Genomic DNA, 17,673 nt, shown 5'->3' on the forward strand with positions numbered 1-17,673 from the left:
CTTCCCCGTCCATTGAAAGGAGCGGCGCCATGACCGACTCGCCAACTGAACATACCGAGGGTCTGCTCCGCATTGGCGAGGTGGCGCGCTTGTTTAACCTAAGCGTGGGCACGTTGCGCCATTACGAGCAGATGGGCTTGCTGGACCCGGCACACATCGATCCGGCGAGTGGGTACCGCTACTACGGATCGCGGCAGCTCTCCACTCTCAACACCATCAGCCACCTGCGTGTTCTCGACTTGCCGCTCGCGCTAATCCGTGAGTTTGTGACCACGCGCGACGTGAACCTTATGCAGCGGCAGCTGGCTCAGCAGCAGGAGCTCATCGAGCGCAAGCGCCGCGAGCTGGAGCGCGTGTCGCGCAAGATCGACAACCGGCTTGCCCTGCTTCACAATGCCCTGAACACCGAGCTCGATACCATTTGCGCAATCGATGCGCCCGAGCTTCGCTGCGCCGTATTGCGCGAACGCGTCAAGCCTACCGACGCCTATGCGCTGGAGTGGCAGATTCGTCAGCTGCAGAAGGGCCAGCACGAGACCTTTGTCTTTCTGGGCAACTTGGGCGTTGGGATTAGCGCCGAGCGCCTCGCCGCCGGCGACTTTGATGGCTACGACGAGGTCTTTTTGCTGCTCGATGACACCGATGATTACGTGGGCGACCTCGAGACGCGACCCGCCGCGCGCTGCCTGACCATTAGCTTTCGCGGCACGCACGGGCAAGCAACCCCACGCTATGAGCAGCTGCTCAGCTATATGCGCGAGCGCAACCTGACACCCGCCGATCCCTCGCGCGAGATCGCCCTGATCGACGACATCATCAGCGACGACCCGGGGGCGTATGTGACGAGGATCGCGATACCGGTCCGCTAATCACTCCCATTTATCGAGCAATTCCATCCATTTACCTTAATCCGAATTAGATTGTATTATGTAGCAAATAAAATGACAGCATATTGCCCCCCATAGGCAGGAGACATTATGCCCAGAGTTCAATCACGTCGCTCGTTTCTTCTCGGCCTAGCCTCGATCATCGGCTTATCCGCGTCACGCCCAACAAGAGTATTCGCTGCCGACTCAAACTCATCCGTCGCTTTTACATCAGACCTAGCACAAGACTACGCGCTTTCCCTGTTGCCCATCGTCGACGGATCCGCGAACTTAGAGATCGAGCAAATCGTTCCCGTATGCCAACAAATCGGCCTTATCTGTGGCTATGAAATCAGTGTCACAAGGGAAGGAAGCCCTTACGGTTATTTAATACTTGACGCATCATATCCTGGGCTTCTGAAGGAGATAACCCTCGGCGATACCATTCTTCCGATTTCAGCTTCTCTATCAAACGCCATTTCAACTTATTCCGGCCAACAGGCCACAAACCCAACCGTACTAATTTCGTACAACGATATTGAATATGGAACTTTGGTGCCAGGAACTAGAGACTGTGTAACCAACTATAACAATATACGGTCTGTCCCAATTGTCACCGAAAAGGGTATAGCACCTCAAAGCAATAACCCAACTTCATGGGATGCAGTCATTATCAATGAAGATGACTTGATGTTGCATTTCCAAATAGACGATTTAAACGGAATACCGTTCCGAGGAGTCTCGGAATCATTAGTTGAAGCCCGCACTAATAAGTATGCATGCGTCGTTTCTGCCTTGTACGCTGTATCAATGCATTACGGTCTCACCAGTTCAAACGCTAATCAATTTAATCCCGATTATTATAAAGAAATATGGAACGTCACTGGCACAACAACGTATAAGACCAATGATCAGGGCGTCGAGTACGGAAGCACGATCATCCCAGATGGAATTGTTCCGTTTAAAAGTCTTGCCGCTCAAAAGGGTAGAGCACTTAATACTCAATTTTTCGGTTATCAGCCTCAATTCGCTCAGTACAGAGCAACTATCGATCAAGGGAATATCGGCTTGTATCATATGTGGATCAACAGCCGAAACAGTGAAGGATCCGTCGAGCTATCAGGTCATACAGTCACGGTAACTGGCTATTTTACTGGGCATAATGGAAGCTCTGGCATCGAACTGCAGTGGCTCGAAGTATTCGACGGATGGAACACTTATCCCCGAGCGATTAACTATGCAACGCCCAATATGGTCAAATTGAACGGAACAGTCTTTTGGTAGACCGGATGGCACCATCAAAATGCTATGGCACCACGGCCTTTGCCCTGGTTACGATATTGGTGATTTTCGCTATGTTTGCATCCGTTTCTTCATGCACAGATAGAGCCCGCTATAGCGGAGGAGATGATTACCTTGTCTTTGGAGCCGGCAGCGTTCATTCTATTGAGGGAACGGAACTCGTAATCCAAACAGACAACAGTCCCCGCTACACCGACGCTGGAAAGCAAACCCGGATTACATTCCCCTCATCTGGCCGAATCAAAGACAAGCTTTCCCAAATCAAAGTTGGGACAAGAGTTTCCTACTCACGCTTTGAGTCGGTAGACGCATCTGGATCATACGAGGGAAACGATATCGAAATTGAACAGGCAAACACTATAAGGAGATGTTGAGGAACTGAGCCTCTGCGCAGTTCCTCAACAAATCATTATGCCTCCGGGACCCTACCCGTCGCCAAAATCTGTTCAAGTGCAGCCTCATCCAACACGGGCACACCCAGCTGCTCGGCCTTGGTGAGCTTGGAGCCCGCTTTGGGACCGGCAACCAGATAGCTCGTCTTCTTTGACACACTACCCGAGACCTTGGCGCCGAGCACCTTGAGCGCCGCGCCCGCCTCGTCGCGGGTGCGGTTGACGAGTGTACCAGTGAGCACGAAGGTCAGACCCGCGAGTGGCTGTGCGTCGGCGAGCTCGCCCGCCACGCCAGCGTCGGCTGCGGCTTGCGCGTGCGCGGCGCCCAAGTCGACCTCGAGCGACAGGCCCGCCTGACGCAGGCGCTCCAGCACGGCAAGGTTTTCGGGCACGGCCAGGAACTGCTTGACGCTCGCCGCGATCTTGGGACCGATGCCCTCGCACTCGGCGATGTCCTCTTCGCTCGCCAAGATAAGTTTGTCAATCGACAGGAATCGTTCGGCGATGACCTCGCCCACGCTCTTGCCCACGTGGCGTATACCCAGGGCAAACAGCACGCGACCGAGCGGCTGACTCTTGGACTTGTTGAGCTCGGCGATGATCTTCTCGGCCGTCTTGAGGCCTACCGGAATGGGGTCGCCCTTCTTGACGCCCTTTTTGCTGTTGGAGCTGGCATAGGTGCGGCCCGTGTCCAGGCCGGCGATGTCGTCGACCGTGAGCTGGTAGAAGTCTGCGACATCGTGGATCAGCCCGGCGGCGATCATCTTGTCGACAATCTCGTCGCCCAGGCCGTCGACGTCCATGCAGCCGCGGCTCACCCAGTGGAGCAGGCGCTCCTTGAGCTGCGCGGGGCAGTCGATGGAGACGCAGCGGTAAGCGACCTCGCCGTCCTCGTGGACCACGGGACTTCCGCACACGGGACAGACCTCGGGCATGTACCAGTCGACCGAATCGGCCGGGCGCTTGTCGAGCACCGGGCCCACGACCTCGGGGATCACGTCGCCCGCCTTGTGCACGATGATAGTGTCGCCCTCGCGCACGTTTTTGCGACGGATCTCGTCAATGTTGTGCAGCGTGGCGCGCGCGATGGTGGAGCCGGCGACCGTCACCGGGTCGAACTCGGCGACCGGCGTGAGCACACCGGTGCGGCCCACCTGGATGCGGATTTCGCGCAGGACGGTCTGCTTTTCCTCGGGCGGAAACTTAAAGGCAATGGCCCAGCGCGGCGCGCGGGCAGTAAAGCCCAGGTCGAGCTGCTGCTGGAAGCTGTCGACCTTTACGACCACGCCGTCGATGTCGTAGTCCAGGTCACCGCGGTGCTCAAGCGCCTGGGCACAGAACTCGTTGACCTCGGCGGGCGTGGCGCAACGGGCAACGTTAGGGTTGACGCTAAAGCCAGCGTTGCGCAGCCAGTCGAGGAACTCGCGCTGGCTGTGGACGTGCAGCGGATCGGTATCGGCGATGGCATAGATAAAGGTGGCCAGGTCGCGGCGCGCCGTGACCTTGGGATCCTTTTGGCGCAGGCTGCCGGCGGCGGCGTTGCGCGGGTTGGCGAAGGGGTCGCGGCCCTCGGCATCGGCCTCTTCATTCAGACGAACAAAGCTGCCCTTGGGCATGTAGACCTCGCCGCGTACCTCAATGGTGCGCTCGCGGTCGGCGCCCATGTGGGCGAGCGCCGGCTCGGACAGGTGCATGGGCACATCCTTGATGGTGCGCACGTTGAGCGACACGTCCTCGCCCGTGGTGCCATCGCCACGTGTGGCCGCACGTACGAAGGTGCCGTTTTGGTAGGTAAGCGCCACACCCAGGCCGTCGATCTTAAGCTCGCAGGTATAGGTGACGCTGCCGGCACCGAGCGCATCCTCGGCGCGATGGAGCCACGCGTCGAGCTCGTCCAGATCCATGGCATCGTCCATGGAATACATGCGTGCCATGTGCGTGACCGGCGTAAACTGCTCGCTCACGTAGCCGCCCACGCGCTGGGTATAGCTATCGGGCGTCACCAGGTCGGGGTAGGTGGCCTCAATTTCCCGCAGCTCAACGAGCATTTTGTCAAAGGCGGCGTCCGTAATCTCGGGCGCATCGAGCATGTAGTAGCGATAGGCGTGGTAATCGAGCTCGTGGCGCAGCTCGGCCGCGCGCGCTGCCGCCTGGGCACGGGCATCAGCCGGTGCGGCGGCTTCCGCGGTCGCGGGTGTTTCGGTATCGATGTCCACGCCGTCACCAAACAGGCTCGATTGCTCCATAGCGGCACTCCTTCGCTCGATTTCAAACGGATACAAGAGTACCACCGGTCGCAACGGGGTCGAATAGCGGTCTCAAACCGCACCGAATCGGCAGCCGCCAGACCGGGGCGGACAGTTAGTTCAGGTACGTATAAATCCTAGAGCTGGATCAGGCACGAACACCCCTGTTTCAACTAATTTGGGCTCCCTGAGACCATGTAAACGTCCCACTCTCCCTTCCAAACACCCATTCGAGCCCCATCCCAATCAAAAATTGCTCAAAACGCATCCCAAGCTGCCCCAGATTTATACGTATCTGAACTAACTGTCCAGACCATTACGAACCAGGCCTCTTGTCAGCCCCAAGTGATCCGTTTTCCTCCGTCCCCAACGGATCAATAAGAAAAGAGGGGCTGTCCCGCGTTGATGGGACAGCCCCTCTGGCTTCGGCATGTGCGAAATGGCTCGTTAGTAACCCTGGCCGTAGCCCTGACCCTGGCCCTGCTGGCCCAGCAGCTCCTCCAGGTACTGGCGCAGCTGCTCGTCGGTAATACCGCCGTTGCCGGTGTCGGTCGAACTGTCGTCCTGCTGCTGGTTCTGCAGCTCCTCATCGGAGCCCAGCTCGACGGTGACCTTCTTCTCTTCCTTGCCGCGCATGAGCGTGATCTCGACCTTCTCACCCACCTCGTGGCTGCGCAGTGCGATGATCAGGCCATCGGCGCTCGTGATCTCGTCGTCGCCCAGCTTGGTGATGACGTCGCCCTCCTGAATGCCGGCCTTGGCGGCAGGGCCGTCCTCAACGACGCTCGCCACATACGCGCCGCTATCGGTGCTCAGCTTGTTGGTGCGGGCGTTGAGCGCATTGACGCTCGAAAGCGTAGCGCCCATGTACGGATGCACCGGCGTCTTGCCGTCGATGATCTGGTCGGCAATGTTCTTGGCGTAGTTAACCGGAATGGCAAAGCCCACGCCCGAGCTGGAGCCCGAGTAGCTCTCGATAAGCGAGTTGATACCCACAAGCTCGCCATTGTCGTTGACGAGCGCGCCGCCGGAGTTGCCCGGGTTGATGGCGGCATCGGTCTGGATCATGTTGGCATAGATGGTGTTACCGTTGGTAGAGCTCATGGCCGTGGAGCGATACAGCGCCGACACGATACCCGTGGAGACAGACTGCTCGTTGCCGAACGGCGAGCCAATCGCCATGACCCACTCGCCCACGTTGAGCTTGGAGGAATCACCGATCTCAATCGGCGTGAGCTTGGAGGCGTCGGCGTCCTTGAGCTTGATAACGGCCAGGTCACTCGAGGCATCGTTGCCCACGAACTCGGCCTCGTAGGTGGTGCCGTCGTCCATGGTCACCACGTACTGGTCATAGCCGTCGACCACGTGGTTGTTGGTGAGGATGTGGCCCTCGGTATCGAGCACCACGCCCGAACCGACGCTGCCCGAGTTGTCCGACTCGTCGGCAGACTGCGAAAGCGAGCCATTCTGGCTGCCGCTCGAAGTGGCTGTGATGGAAACCACGGAGGGCAATGCCTTGGCAGAAACGGCCTCGGCCAACGTGGTGTCCTCGGAGTCGATGGTGATCTTTTGCGTCGACGAACCCGAAGCACCCGCCGTCACGGCATTCTTTCCGCCGCCAATGTTGAGCGTGCCGCTCATAATGAGCGCGATGACCAGCAGGGCGCCGCAGGCGCAGCCGGCAAGCGCTGTAATAAAGATCGGCAGCTTTTTGGTCTTGGTCTTGACCACCGTGTGCTTGTTCACGACCTGCGCACCGCCCAGCGGCTTTCCAGTCTGCGTGTCGTAGGCCTGCACGTAGGGAATGTTGCTACCGGCAGGCGTCGACTCCACCTGTACGCGCGGCTGCTGCTGGGTCTCGCCAGCGTTGCCTGCATCCTGGGGACGCTGGGAATCGTACTCGCTCATAGCTGCGATCCTTTCGTCAAATAACCAAAGGCCCGCCAAACATGTGGCGGGCCATCATTGTTCACGTTGAGTTGTACCCCAATATGCGGGCGTACGTGTATGAGAACGCAATCTTTTAGGAAGGCTTAAGTTCTGTTGCAGGCCCGAAAGGAATCCACGCATGCGGCGAAACCACCACAAAGGCGTCTGCCCCTTTGTGGTGGAAATCTAGTCCTTAAACAGATAGCCCACGCCGCGGACGGTGGTGATATGTGCCGCGATCTGCGGGCCCACCTTGGAGCGGATACGTCGAATGTGCACGTCAACGGTGCGCGTGCCGCCGCAGTACTCAAAGCCCCACACGCGGTGCAGCAGCACTTCGCGGCTGTAGGCACGGTTGGGGTGCGTCGCCAAAAAGCTCAGCAGCGAGTACTCCATCAACGTCAGGTCAATGGGCTCGTTATCGAGCGTCACCTGGTAGGTGGCCAGGTTAATCTCGAGGTTGTCGATGTTGAGCGCGTCATCGGCGGTGACGGTCTCCTCCTCGCCCATCAGGCGCTGTGCACGAGCCTTGAGCTCGTTGGGCGTCGCCGTGGGGCATACGAAGTCGGCATGCGCGTGATTCGGCAGGCGCAGGGTGCCGAGCGCCTCGTCGTCAACGATCACCAGCATGGGAACGCCGCCGCGATCGTCGAGCCACTTGGCAATCTGATCGATACGGTCGCTGCGGATGCCATCGGAATCGAGGATCAGCAGGTCAAAGTCGTGCGCCGCAGTCGGCGAATCGGGGGTGGCCAGGCTCACCTCGACACCCAGGGTGGTCGTCAGGCTGCGGGCAAACTCGTGGAAGCGCGTCGTGCGCGCCATGAACAGGGCACTCTTTTCGGACATATCGGCCTCCAAAGAAATGAGCTCAATCGTACTGGAACAAGCCAGCGGGATTAGGAGTTCGCCAGGTAGTGCTTGATCTCCCACTCGGTGATCGTAGACTCAAACTTATGCCACTCGTCGCGCTTCTTTTTGAGGAAGAAGCTGTGGATGTGCTCGCCGAGGGCATCCTTCATAAACTGCGAGTCCTCAAACACGTCGAGCGCCTCTTTGAGCGAGCGCGGCAGCGGCGTGTAGCCGGCCTCGAGCATCTGACGGTCGGTAAGCTTGAGCGTCTCGGCCGTTGCCTCGGGCGGGAGTTCCAGCTTGCGCTCGATGCCGTCCAGACCAGCCGCCAGCGTGACGGCGTTGACCAGGTACGGGTTGGCCATGGGGTCGGGACTGCGCAGCTCGATGCGCGTGGACAGCTGCTTGCCGGGCTTGTAGACCGGGATGCGGACCATGCTCGCGCGGTTGCGCAGGCCCCACGTGGCGTACTGCGGCACGGAATCGCCGCCCGTGGTGATGCGCTTGTACGAGTTGACCGTGGGGTTAGTGATAGCGCTGATCTCGCGCGCGTGTGCCAGAATACCGGCCATGTAGTGCTTGGCGATATCGGAGAGGTGATACTTCTCGTCGTCCTCGCCCCAAAAGACGTTGTTGCCGTCGTGGTCGAATAGCGACTGGCACAGGAACATAGCGCTGCCGTCCTCGCCCGCCAGCGGCTTGGGCATAAAGGAGGCGTGGCACCCGCTCTCGTAAGCCTGCTGCTTAATGATGAGTTTGGCCGTGGTGATGGCGTCGGACATGCTCAGGGCCTCGGCGTGGCGCAGGCTCATGCCGTGCTGCGAGCGACCGGCGGCGTGGAAGGTGTACTCCACGGGCACGGACATCTTCTCGAGCGTGAGGACCGTGTTGCGACGCAGGTCGCGGGCGGCATCGCTTACCGAAAGATCGAAGTAGCCCACGTTGTCGAGCGGCTCAGGGGTGTGCTCGTCGGGGAAGTAGTAATACTCCAGCTCGGCGCCCACGTTGAGCAGATAGCCAGCCTTCTCGGCCTTGCGGAACATGCGGCGCAGGGCATCGCGTGGATCGCCGGTAAAGGGCTTGCAATCGGGAGTGCACACGTCGCAGAACACGCGGGCGACGCCGTTGTGGCTCGGGCGCCACGGCAGGATCTGGAAGGTCGAAGCATCGGGAAACGCCAGCATGTCGGCTTCCTCGGGCGTGGCAAAGCCCTCGATGGCGGAGCCGTCAAAGCCAATACCCTCCTCAAAAGCGACCTCGAGGTCCTCGGGGCTAATGGCAAAGTTCTTGAGGCGGCCGAGAATGTCGACAAACCACAGACGCACAAAGCGGATGTCACGCTGCTCTACGGAGCGGAGTACGTAATCGATGTTCTGCTGGTTCATGTCGCTCCCCTTTCTTTCGGGCGGGTTTCGACTGGTCTATATCGCAGATACTATCGCAGAAAAATGTTTCCGCAGGGTTAAAGCGTATCAAGCGCTCAAAAAACGTGCGCGAACAGGCAGTTGCGAACGAGCGGCTAACGTGAGGTCGATGCGCGGTATTCGATGCGGCCGGGGATCTCGATGCGTTTGGGCGCCAGCTTTGCGGCCTCGCCCACGGTGGTGGTAACGACGTCGATGCGCTCGGACAGGCGCTCGACTACGCGCTCGGCAATGGTAAGGGTGTCTTGCGCGGCCGTGGTCACACCGCCAAAGAGCACATGGTTCCAGGGATAATCGTCAAACGTCGCGATTTTGAGCCCCGCCGGCAGCGAGGGACCAAGCTGCGCCAGCGCCTCGGTCAGACGCAGGAAAACCAGGCCGTTGACAGCAATGAGGCCGAGCTTTTTGCCTGCATAGCCGCGGATGGTCTCGTCCAAGCGGCCGACGCCCGAGGCGCCACCGTCGGCCAGAGTGACGACCTCACCCGCAAGGCCGCGTCGCGAAAGTTCGTCGGCAAAGGCCTCGGCACGCTCGCGACGCACGGGGCTGTCGTCGCTTGCCTCGGTGAGCAGGCACAGGCGCTCGCTGCCAACGGCGGCGAGCTCGTCTACCAAGCCAGCGACCAGCTCACGGTTGTTAGATGTCACCAGATCGACACCGCCGTCGGCAACGTCGCGGTCGAGCAGCACAACGGGCAGGCGCCCCGCGGCCGCGGCGATCGCCTTGTCGTTGCCTCCGCAGGTGTTGACGACCAGGCCGTCCACGTCAGCATCGATAAGTCTGGCGAGCGACTCGGCCTCCTTAGCGGGGTCGTTGCCGCTAATGGCCGTCATGAGCGAGCAGCCGCGCGCGGCGGCGCTGGCGGAAAGTCCTTCAAGCATAGCGCTCGAGAACGGGTTGGCGATGTCGGCCAGAATCACGCCGATGAGGTTGGTGCGTGAGCTGCGCAGATTGCGCGCGGCAGCACGTGGGCGATAGCCGGTGCGCTCGATAACCGCCGCGATGCGAGCGCGGGTTTCCTCGGTCATCTGCCCGGGGCGGTTGTTGAGATAGCGCGAGACCGTGGCCGGGCTCACGCCCGCCTCGGCGGCAATGTCCTTGATTCTCATCTGCGCCATGGCGCACCCCGTTTCCCAATTGTCAGCAGTCTGAGCCATTTTAGGCATTTTTTTAAAAATCTCGCTTGCAAAACGCTGTAGGTGAGTATACTACAACTCGAAACGAAACCGATTTCGTAAACCGATTTCGGCAAGCGTTGGCGCGGAGGTGCAAAGATGTACCCTACCGTCTTGGCACCTCCGCGCCAACGCCATATCAAAGGTGTACGCACGAGCAAGAAGGAGCTGCGCGACCATGGGTAAAACGGTTCTTACCTTCGGCGAAATCATGATGAGGCTCTCGCCCAAAGACCACCTGCGTATTGAGCAGGCAACCGAGTTTGACGTCCGCTACGGTGGCGCCGAGGCCAACACCGCTCTTTCCCTGGCCTACCAAGGCGACAAGGCCGCTTACGTATCCGTTGTCCCGGCCAACCGCCTAGGCGAGTGCGCGCTGCGCTCGCTGAAGGCCTACGGCGTCGACACAACGCGCGTCGTGCGTCAGGGCGACCGTCTCGGCTCCTATGTGTTTGAGGTCGGCGCCTCGCAGCGCGGCAACGGCTGCGTCTACGACCGCAAGTTCTCTGCCATCAACATGGCCAAACGCGACGTCTTTGACTGGGACGAGATCCTCAAGGGCATCGATGTCTTCTATTTCTCCGGCGTGACCCCCGCCGTCTCCGATGAGATGGCCGCCGCCTGCAAGGAGGCACTCGCCGCCTGCCGCGCCAAGGGCATCACCACCGTGTGCGACGTGAACTATCGCGGCAAGATGTGGTCGCCCGAGAAGTCGCAGGCCACCATGAAGGAACTCCTGCCGCTCGTCGACATCTGCATCGCCAACGACGAGGATGCGCCCGCCGGCCTCGGCATGACCTGCGTCTCCGGCTCCCTTGCCCACGGCATCGAGGAGCGCGACACCTACGTCGAGATGGCCCGTCAGATCTGCGCCGAGTACGGCTGCAAAAAGGTCGCCTCGGTCGTCCGCAACATCTCCTGCGTCGAGCGCTCCATCTGGATGGGCATGCTCTTTGACGCCGAGAGCGGCGAGCACTGGTTCTCCCCTGCTCACGACGTGCACGTGCTCGAGGGCGTTGCCGCCGGCGACGCTTTCAACGCCGGCCTCGTCCATGCCCTCACCAACGACTTTGCCCCGCAGGACGCCGTCAACTATGCCATCGCGGCCTCGATCCTCAAGCTCACCATCAAGGGCGATTCCAACTTGGTGACCGCAGACGAGATCGCAGCCGTGGCATCCGCCGCCGACGGTGGCACCCGCGTCGCGCGCTAATCCGTCCCCATTCCGCGGGCCGCAGCTTTCCAATCCCATACCCCTGCGGCCCGCTCCCCGATTCCTCCGGTCGGGCAAAACCACCAGTCCCATTCCGGTTTTGCCTGGCATTCCCTACATGACTGGTCGAGCAGCTGGTTTTGGAATTGCTTGAACCCCAAGCAGTGCCTCCGATAACCAATCCAAAATCGGCTCCTGACCAGCATATTTGGCAATCACGCGCCCATGCGCGCCATACATCGAAAGGAACATCATGTTCGATCAGTTCTACACCACGCTTGAGTCCCTGGGCATCGTGCCGGTCGTCGTGCTCGACAAGGTCGAGGACGCCGCTCCGCTCGCCCACGCCCTTATGGCCGCCGGCATGAAGTCCGCCGAGGTCACCTTCCGCACCGCCTGCGCCGCCGAGTGCATCGCCGCCATGGCCGAGGCCGAGCCCGAGATGTGCGTTGGCGCCGGCACCGTCCTGACTGTCGAGCAGGTTGAGCAGGCCCGCGCAGCCGGTGCCAAGTTCATCGTCTCCCCGGGTTACAACGAGGACGTCGTGAAGCACTGCATCGACATCGACCTGCCCGTCCTTCCCGGCACCGTGACCCCCTCCGAGGTCACCGCAGCCGAGAACCTGGGCCTCAAGGTCACCAAGTTCTTCCCCGCGTCCCAGTATGGCGGCCTGAACACCATCAAGGCCCTCGCCGCTCCGTTTGTCGGTCACCGCTTTATGCCCACCGGCGGCGTGAGCACCGCCAACGTCGAGGAGTACCTGAGCTCCTCCGCCATCATCGCCTGCGGCGGCACCTGGATGGTCAAGCCGGCCCTGTTCGCCGACGGCAACTTCTCCAAGGTCGAGCAGATCGCTCGCGAGGCCATGGACGTCGTCAAGAAGGTCCGCGCCTAATCCAGCTCTCTATCGTGGAGGGCGCGACCTAGACCGCGCCCTCTTTTTTGAAGCGGCTCGGAAGCGTGCCGTTTCCGTCACGGACAAGAACCGAAACCGTCTTGTATGCTGATAGAACGTGACGGAAGCGACACGCCCCCGAGCCGCTTTTTCTTCGGCTAAATCTTTGCCCTAACATAATCCAGAGCGCCAAAACAAACGCGGTGCCGTCTGGAGGAATCGACCCCTTGCTTCCGGTCTGTTCCTCCAAACGGCACCGCGTTTTTATGCCTCGGTCACGCCCCAACGCAGTTGCGGTGAAATAGGGACTGTTTGCGCCACCTGGACCGCACAACAATCCCTATTTCACCACAACTTATGAGGGGATAGATTAGATGGACGAGTCTTTGGGCAGCTCGAAGTAATCGGGATGCAAGGCGATAACTGGGCCCTGCTCTTCGGGCATCAGATGCAGGTGAGTCTCTGCCAGATAGCTCGCTGTATCAGTGTCGCCCTCCTTAATGGCCTCAAGAATTCGACGATGCTGCCGACGAATCGGCTCCCAATCCAGATCCTGCGACACCGCGCGCAGCCAGTTATATCGCTCAAAATGCGTGTTGATGCTCTTCATCCAATCCCACAGCATGTGGCGACCGGCAATCTCAAAGCACGTCTCGTGGAACAGGTTGTCCAGGTCAAAGAAGCGACGCGTCTCGCTGTGGTCGAGCGACTCGGACTCGGCGAGAATCTGCTCAAGCTGGCGCTTTTGATCAGGCGTGGCGGCCGAGCAGCATTTGATCAGCACGCTTCTCTCGAGCTTCTCGCGCAAAAAGCAGGCGTTCTCGGCACGCTCCATGCTGATCTTTGAGACATAGGTGCCGCTCTTGGGGCGCGTTTCCACCAGCTCTTGCTCACGCAGGCGCACAAAGGACTCGCGGATGGGCGTGCGCCCGATCCCCGTCTCCTTTTCCAAGCCAATCGCCGAAAGGCGCGTGCCGGGCTTGAGCTCGGCATAGATGATCTTGGAGCGCAATGCGTTGTATGCCTGGTCTTGCAGGCTCTGATAATGCTGGTGCTGTTCCATAAAGCCCTCGGATAAGTCCTCGGTTAGTCGAATACCAACACGTAATACTATCGCAACGCCGCCCCCCCCCATAAGTTGCGGTGAAATACGGACTATTGGAGCCAGCTAAGCCGCTAAACAGTCCGTATTTCACCGCAACTTATAGGGGACGAAGTTTTACAGGTTGTCGATGATTGCCTGGGCGATTTCGTCGTACTGAGCCGGCTCGAGCGTGACGCGACCGGGGTTCATGGCAAACACGTCGCCAAACTCAAACGGGTCGCTCTTGTACTTGGGGACGATATGCACATGCAGGTGATGCATGGTGTCGCCGTAGGCACCAAAGTTGATCTTGTCGGGGTTGAACGCCTTGTGCAGCGCGGCGGCGACGTGGCGGACATCGGCCATAAAGGCGGCAGCGTCCTCCTCGGACATGCAGGAAATGTCATCGACGTGCTGCTTGGAGGCCACGATCACGCGGCCCTTGTGGCTCTGCTCCTTAAACAAGATGAGCTTGCTGGCGGGCAGGTCGAGCATGGGGATGCCAAAGGCATCGACGAGCGTGTTGTCGGTCCCGCACATGCAGTACGAGCAATCGGTGTGCTGTTCCATGGTGATCCTTTCGATCCGGGTGAAGGCGTTCGCCGCAATGCGACCGGCGGGCGCGACCAAGCTGCCCGGCAATCTACGACGAACGTACAATGCACTCTCTAACCGTTGCGAAATCGGTTTCGAGTATGTCCTTGTCATAATACAGCCAACGAGTTGTTGCGATTAGGTGAACGTTCACCTTTTTATTATTTTTCTCTTTGCAAATAGAATCCCGTGCGTATACTAAGGCTCAAACGAAACCGATTTCGTTAAGCGTGGGCAATAGGATGCTAAGACGCACCCTACCATCTTGGCATCCTATTGCCCACGCTATGTCATTTGCTTTCCTCCCGTCTCGTTGGCCCTTCAGTCCCATTCCGGCACAGCGAGACATTTCCTAGACGACTGACCGTGGGGCCGGCTTTTCTGCTTTTACAGCAGTGCCTCCGATAACCCTCTTTTGCCGGCCCAGGTCAGCCTTTTCTTCACAACCGAAAGGACGGGTAGCAGCATGCGACCGCTCATCATTATGAATGGCGAGAAGATCAATTGGTGCCATACCGTCATCAGGATGTTGATGTATTTAGCAGGCGTCGCGACGCTCGCCCTCGGCATGAGCATCCAGACTGCGTCGGGCCTAGGCGTGGCAGCGCTTACCTGTTTTGCCACGACGCTGTCCATGCTCACCGGCAAGACGCTCGACTTTTGGATTACCGCGACCTATGTCGCCTACATTGCCGCACAGGCAGCCATCTTGCGCCGCGAGTTTCAGCCGCGCATTTTGCTCGAGCTCTTTTTCTCAACGCTGATCGGCGGCTTTACCGATTTCTTTATGAACGTTAACCCTCTGCACCCCACCGCGCTGCCGGCACAGGTCGTAACCATGCTGCTCTCGCTTGCCATCACCGCGTTTGGCGTAAGCCTCGTCGTCAATATGGGCGTCGTTCCCAACGCACCCGACGGCTTGGTACAGGTCATTGCCGAAAAGCTCAAATGCCGCTTTGGCGATGTGAAGGTCGTATTCGATTGCTCGCACGTCGCCGCCTCGCTCGCGCTGTCGCTGGTCTTTATGCACAACCTGGGCGGCTTTGGCGTCACGACCGCCATCTCGACACTGTTCCTGGGCCATGTCATCAACGTCGCCAATAAGCTCTTCGCCCAGCGCTTTATCCGCGTGGCCTTTGGAAAATAGCGCCACCGCAAGAACCCGCGAGCAGCGCTATACGTTGCTATATCTCACTATACTTTGCTATATCTTGCTATACTTTGCTATATCTTGCTATATTTTGAGCAAAGGTGGCTCGCATGCAAACAAACCCTTTTAAGCCCACAGCAGGCAAAACACCTCCCACGATTATCGGCCGCGAAGATGTCCTCGAGGAATTCAATGAAGGCCTCGTCAACGGGCCTGGCGCCCCGGGACGCCTTATGCGCATAGCCGGCGTCCGCGGAACGGGCAAGACGGTCCTCCTTGACGAGTGCTCACGTTTGGCGCAAAGCCATGGCTGGACGGTCATAAAAGAAGTCGCAACCGAAGGACTTTGTCAGCGCATTCTCGAGCAGCTGCAGCCCAAATTCCAGGCCAAACACGCCAGATTTGAGCCAAGCGTAGCTGGCATATCCATCGGCAGCATAGACATTGAGCGAATCGGCCCATCGCTGCGTGACGCCATGAGGCAGGCAATATCAAAGAACGGCAATGGTCTGCTCATCACCCTCGATGAGGTCCAAGACGCAGAGCTCGAAGAGGTCCGAACGCTCTCCATTGCGATTCAGCAGGTTATCGGCGAAGACCTTGATATCGCCTTTGTTTTTGCGGGGCTGCCTTCGATGATAGAAAGCGTCATCAACGGAAAGACACTTACGTTTTTGCGCCGTGCCCTCCCCTTTGACCTGAAGGCTGTGGCAGTAACCGAAGTGTCGTACTCCCTCGAAGAAACCATTGAAGCGTCTGGCATGGAGCTGCAACCAGGTATTGCCGGCCAACTTGCCGAGGCAACGCAAGGCTACCCCTTTATGATTCAGCTCGTTGGATATTACGCATGGCAACTGGCACGACGCGCCCATACAACTGTAATTGGAGAGGAAGAGGCAAAGCGAGGCATCGCAACAGCACGCGAACGCTTCTGCGCAATGGTGATTGAGCCCGCGCTGCAGCGCATTCCGCCCACGTGCATCGCTTATCTGCTGAGCATGGCGTCCTTAGGGCAGACGAGCTCGACCAGCATGGTTGCCGATGACTTAAACAAGACACCTCAACAGGTAAGTTCCATCCGCAGTCGTCTGCTGAGAGAGTCGATCATTGAGGCGCCCTCGTACGGCAAGGTCTCATTTGCCATCCCCTACATGCGCGACTACCTCAACGAACACAAAGCCGAACTGGAAGCTGAACTGTAGAGGCGCCAATATCCCAGAGGACAGCAGGCCCCAAGCCGGTGTAGGCTTGGGGCCTGTTTTGTAGCTTTGCTCTTTTGAGCTATGCGCGCTCGTATTTCGTGGCGCGTCCTGTCCCCCGCCTTACGATCGAGTTTCGGTTGAGCAAAGATTCAAGCGCCGTCAACGTGCGCGTGCGGCTCAATCCCGTCTGTTGCTCAATCTCACCCCGCGACAGTATTCGTCCGCCTGACAAAACCTTGAGAACCTGGACCTCTTCCTCAGACCCTTCAAAGGCATCGATAACGGGCAACGTGACGGCCACCATGCCGCCGCGAACATCAAATACCGGCTGGCTCAAAGAATCTCGATACGCTCGCCTGATTCGCGCGATTCCCGTACCGAACTTCTCGATGTAATCCAGCTTTAAAAAGACCTCGGCGACAATTGGGTTTCTGAGCACGGATATCTGCCCATACAGGTATTGTTCCGTCGTCAAACCGGCGGGTAGCGATCCGGGGGAAGTCACAACGACGCGATCATCGTACAAAGCGATTTGAACATTCGCCCGAACGTCCCATGTCCGATGCACCAAAGCGTTTGCGACAGCTTCGCGGAACGCCTCAAGAGGAATTCGATCGGTTTGGACGCGTTCCATCCCCTCGATACGCTCATAACGGTAGTAGCGTGCAAACATAGCAACCGCCCTGTCCACCTGCTCAATTGCAGATAGACCTGTCGCCGTCTCACGATCTAAGAGAACGTCCTCGGTCTCACCAAACCGCACACAGTCGATGCCCGGAAAATCGTTTTTATCCGCCAATATCGCCGCGGCATTGGTATAGCCGTCCTTGCCGAGCAAGCGAAGCGTACGCATGATATCCGGCGTTAGCTCGGAAATACCAAGGTGTTCAACACACTTATGCTCGAGCGTGTGAAAACTCAAGTCCTGAAAAGCCGACGTGAGCGCATCGAACGTCAGGTTACTGCCCTCGAGCGTTAGTCTGCCATACTCAAACCGATCGACCTCCACCGTTGCCGAATCGTTACGCCTATATGCCTTTCCTTTGCTTCGATAGGGTTTGTCCTGGCCCTCATAGACCGTAAGGATTACGGTCCCGTGTTTCTCATCGGGCTCAAGCGAGTAACGGGGGGCTGGATCTAAGCTGTCATTAATCATATTTTCGATGCGCAGACATTCGGCAACCGGATCTGCAAGACCGACAGCAACGCCCTCGTCATCAACGCCAAACTCAATCTTGCCCGTCCCGTAGTTTGCATAGGCGCTCACCGTTTTAAGAAACGTCGGCGTAACGCTTTCCTTGTATTCGACTGTAGGGCTCTCTCTAACAACCATATGCACCGCACCTCTC

General features: G+C 58.7%; 14 protein-coding genes. 6 read left to right on the forward strand and 8 right to left on the reverse strand.

The genetic code is table 11. The features are described from left to right. Positions 1 to 29: 29 nt before the first annotated feature. Together LK493_RS02445 and LK493_RS02450 are read left to right on the forward strand one after the other, a co-directional pair. Positions 30 to 869, forward strand: a complete 840-nt coding sequence (locus tag LK493_RS02445) for a MerR family transcriptional regulator (RefSeq protein WP_227790004.1) — start codon at positions 30 to 32, stop codon at positions 867 to 869. 108 nt (positions 870 to 977) lie between these two features. Then, positions 978 to 2,150: a hypothetical protein gene (locus tag LK493_RS02450; protein WP_195363721.1), complete on the forward strand. Its 1,173-nt coding sequence runs from the start codon at positions 978 to 980 to the stop codon at positions 2,148 to 2,150. A gap of 427 nt (positions 2,151 to 2,577) precedes the next feature. On the opposite strand, the gene ligA is transcribed toward LK493_RS02450, so the two are convergent. From ligA to LK493_RS02475, 5 genes are all read right to left on the reverse strand, one after another. After that, complete coding sequence (gene ligA / locus LK493_RS02455; protein ID WP_227790005.1) at positions 2,578 to 4,806, reverse strand: NAD-dependent DNA ligase LigA; 2,229 nt, start codon at positions 4,804 to 4,806, stop codon at positions 2,578 to 2,580. A gap of 447 nt (positions 4,807 to 5,253) precedes the next feature. Then, complete coding sequence (locus LK493_RS02460) at positions 5,254 to 6,714, reverse strand: S1C family serine protease (RefSeq protein WP_227790006.1); 1,461 nt, start codon at positions 6,712 to 6,714, stop codon at positions 5,254 to 5,256. A gap of 207 nt (positions 6,715 to 6,921) precedes the next feature. Next, positions 6,922 to 7,584 (reverse strand): response regulator transcription factor, encoded by a 663-nt coding sequence (locus tag LK493_RS02465; protein ID WP_227790007.1) that lies wholly within the window; start codon positions 7,582 to 7,584, stop codon positions 6,922 to 6,924. A 50-nt stretch (positions 7,585 to 7,634) separates the two neighbouring features. Beyond that, a complete protein-coding gene (locus LK493_RS02470) occupies positions 7,635 to 8,972 on the reverse strand; it encodes a glutamine synthetase family protein (RefSeq protein ID WP_227790008.1) in 1,338 nt (445 codons plus the stop codon). Between the two features lie 134 nt (positions 8,973 to 9,106). Continuing rightward, the gene (locus LK493_RS02475; protein ID WP_227790009.1) at positions 9,107 to 10,129 is read right to left on the reverse strand and encodes a LacI family DNA-binding transcriptional regulator; all 1,023 of its coding nucleotides are present in this window, start codon (positions 10,127 to 10,129) and stop codon (positions 9,107 to 9,109) included. Between the two features lie 235 nt (positions 10,130 to 10,364). On the opposite strand from LK493_RS02475, the gene LK493_RS02480 reads away from it, so the two are divergent. Both LK493_RS02480 and eda read left to right on the forward strand, forming a co-directional pair. Beyond that, entirely contained in the window at positions 10,365 to 11,399 is a 1,035-nt protein-coding gene (locus LK493_RS02480; RefSeq protein WP_227790010.1) for a sugar kinase, read from the forward strand. Positions 11,400 to 11,652: 253 nt separating this feature from the next. Beyond that, on the forward strand, positions 11,653 to 12,294 hold the full coding sequence (gene eda, locus LK493_RS02485; protein WP_227790011.1) for a bifunctional 4-hydroxy-2-oxoglutarate aldolase/2-dehydro-3-deoxy-phosphogluconate aldolase: 642 nt from the start codon (positions 11,653 to 11,655) through the stop codon (positions 12,292 to 12,294). 370 nt (positions 12,295 to 12,664) lie between these two features. Here the strand turns inward: eda and LK493_RS02490 are convergent, their stop codons facing one another. Both LK493_RS02490 and LK493_RS02495 read right to left on the reverse strand, forming a co-directional pair. After that, the gene (locus LK493_RS02490; RefSeq protein WP_227790012.1) at positions 12,665 to 13,357 is read right to left on the reverse strand and encodes a GntR family transcriptional regulator; all 693 of its coding nucleotides are present in this window, start codon (positions 13,355 to 13,357) and stop codon (positions 12,665 to 12,667) included. Positions 13,358 to 13,513: 156 nt separating this feature from the next. Then, the gene (locus LK493_RS02495; RefSeq protein WP_117743206.1) at positions 13,514 to 13,948 is read right to left on the reverse strand and encodes an HIT family protein; all 435 of its coding nucleotides are present in this window, start codon (positions 13,946 to 13,948) and stop codon (positions 13,514 to 13,516) included. Positions 13,949 to 14,438: 490 nt separating this feature from the next. On the opposite strand from LK493_RS02495, the gene LK493_RS02500 reads away from it, so the two are divergent. Further along, a complete protein-coding gene (locus LK493_RS02500; RefSeq protein WP_227790013.1) occupies positions 14,439 to 15,119 on the forward strand; it encodes a YczE/YyaS/YitT family protein in 681 nt (226 codons plus the stop codon). A 113-nt stretch (positions 15,120 to 15,232) separates the two neighbouring features. Next, a complete protein-coding gene (locus LK493_RS02505) occupies positions 15,233 to 16,324 on the forward strand; it encodes an ATP-binding protein (RefSeq protein WP_117743204.1) in 1,092 nt (363 codons plus the stop codon). 79 nt (positions 16,325 to 16,403) lie between these two features. Here the strand turns inward: LK493_RS02505 and LK493_RS02510 are convergent, their stop codons facing one another. Then, on the reverse strand, positions 16,404 to 17,657 hold the full coding sequence (locus LK493_RS02510; RefSeq protein ID WP_227790014.1) for an ATP-binding protein: 1,254 nt from the start codon (positions 17,655 to 17,657) through the stop codon (positions 16,404 to 16,406). Positions 17,658 to 17,673 lie beyond the last annotated feature (16 nt).

Source organism: Collinsella aerofaciens (genome assembly GCF_020709435.1).
Lineage (GTDB): Bacteria > Actinomycetota > Coriobacteriia > Coriobacteriales > Coriobacteriaceae > Collinsella > Collinsella aerofaciens_AU.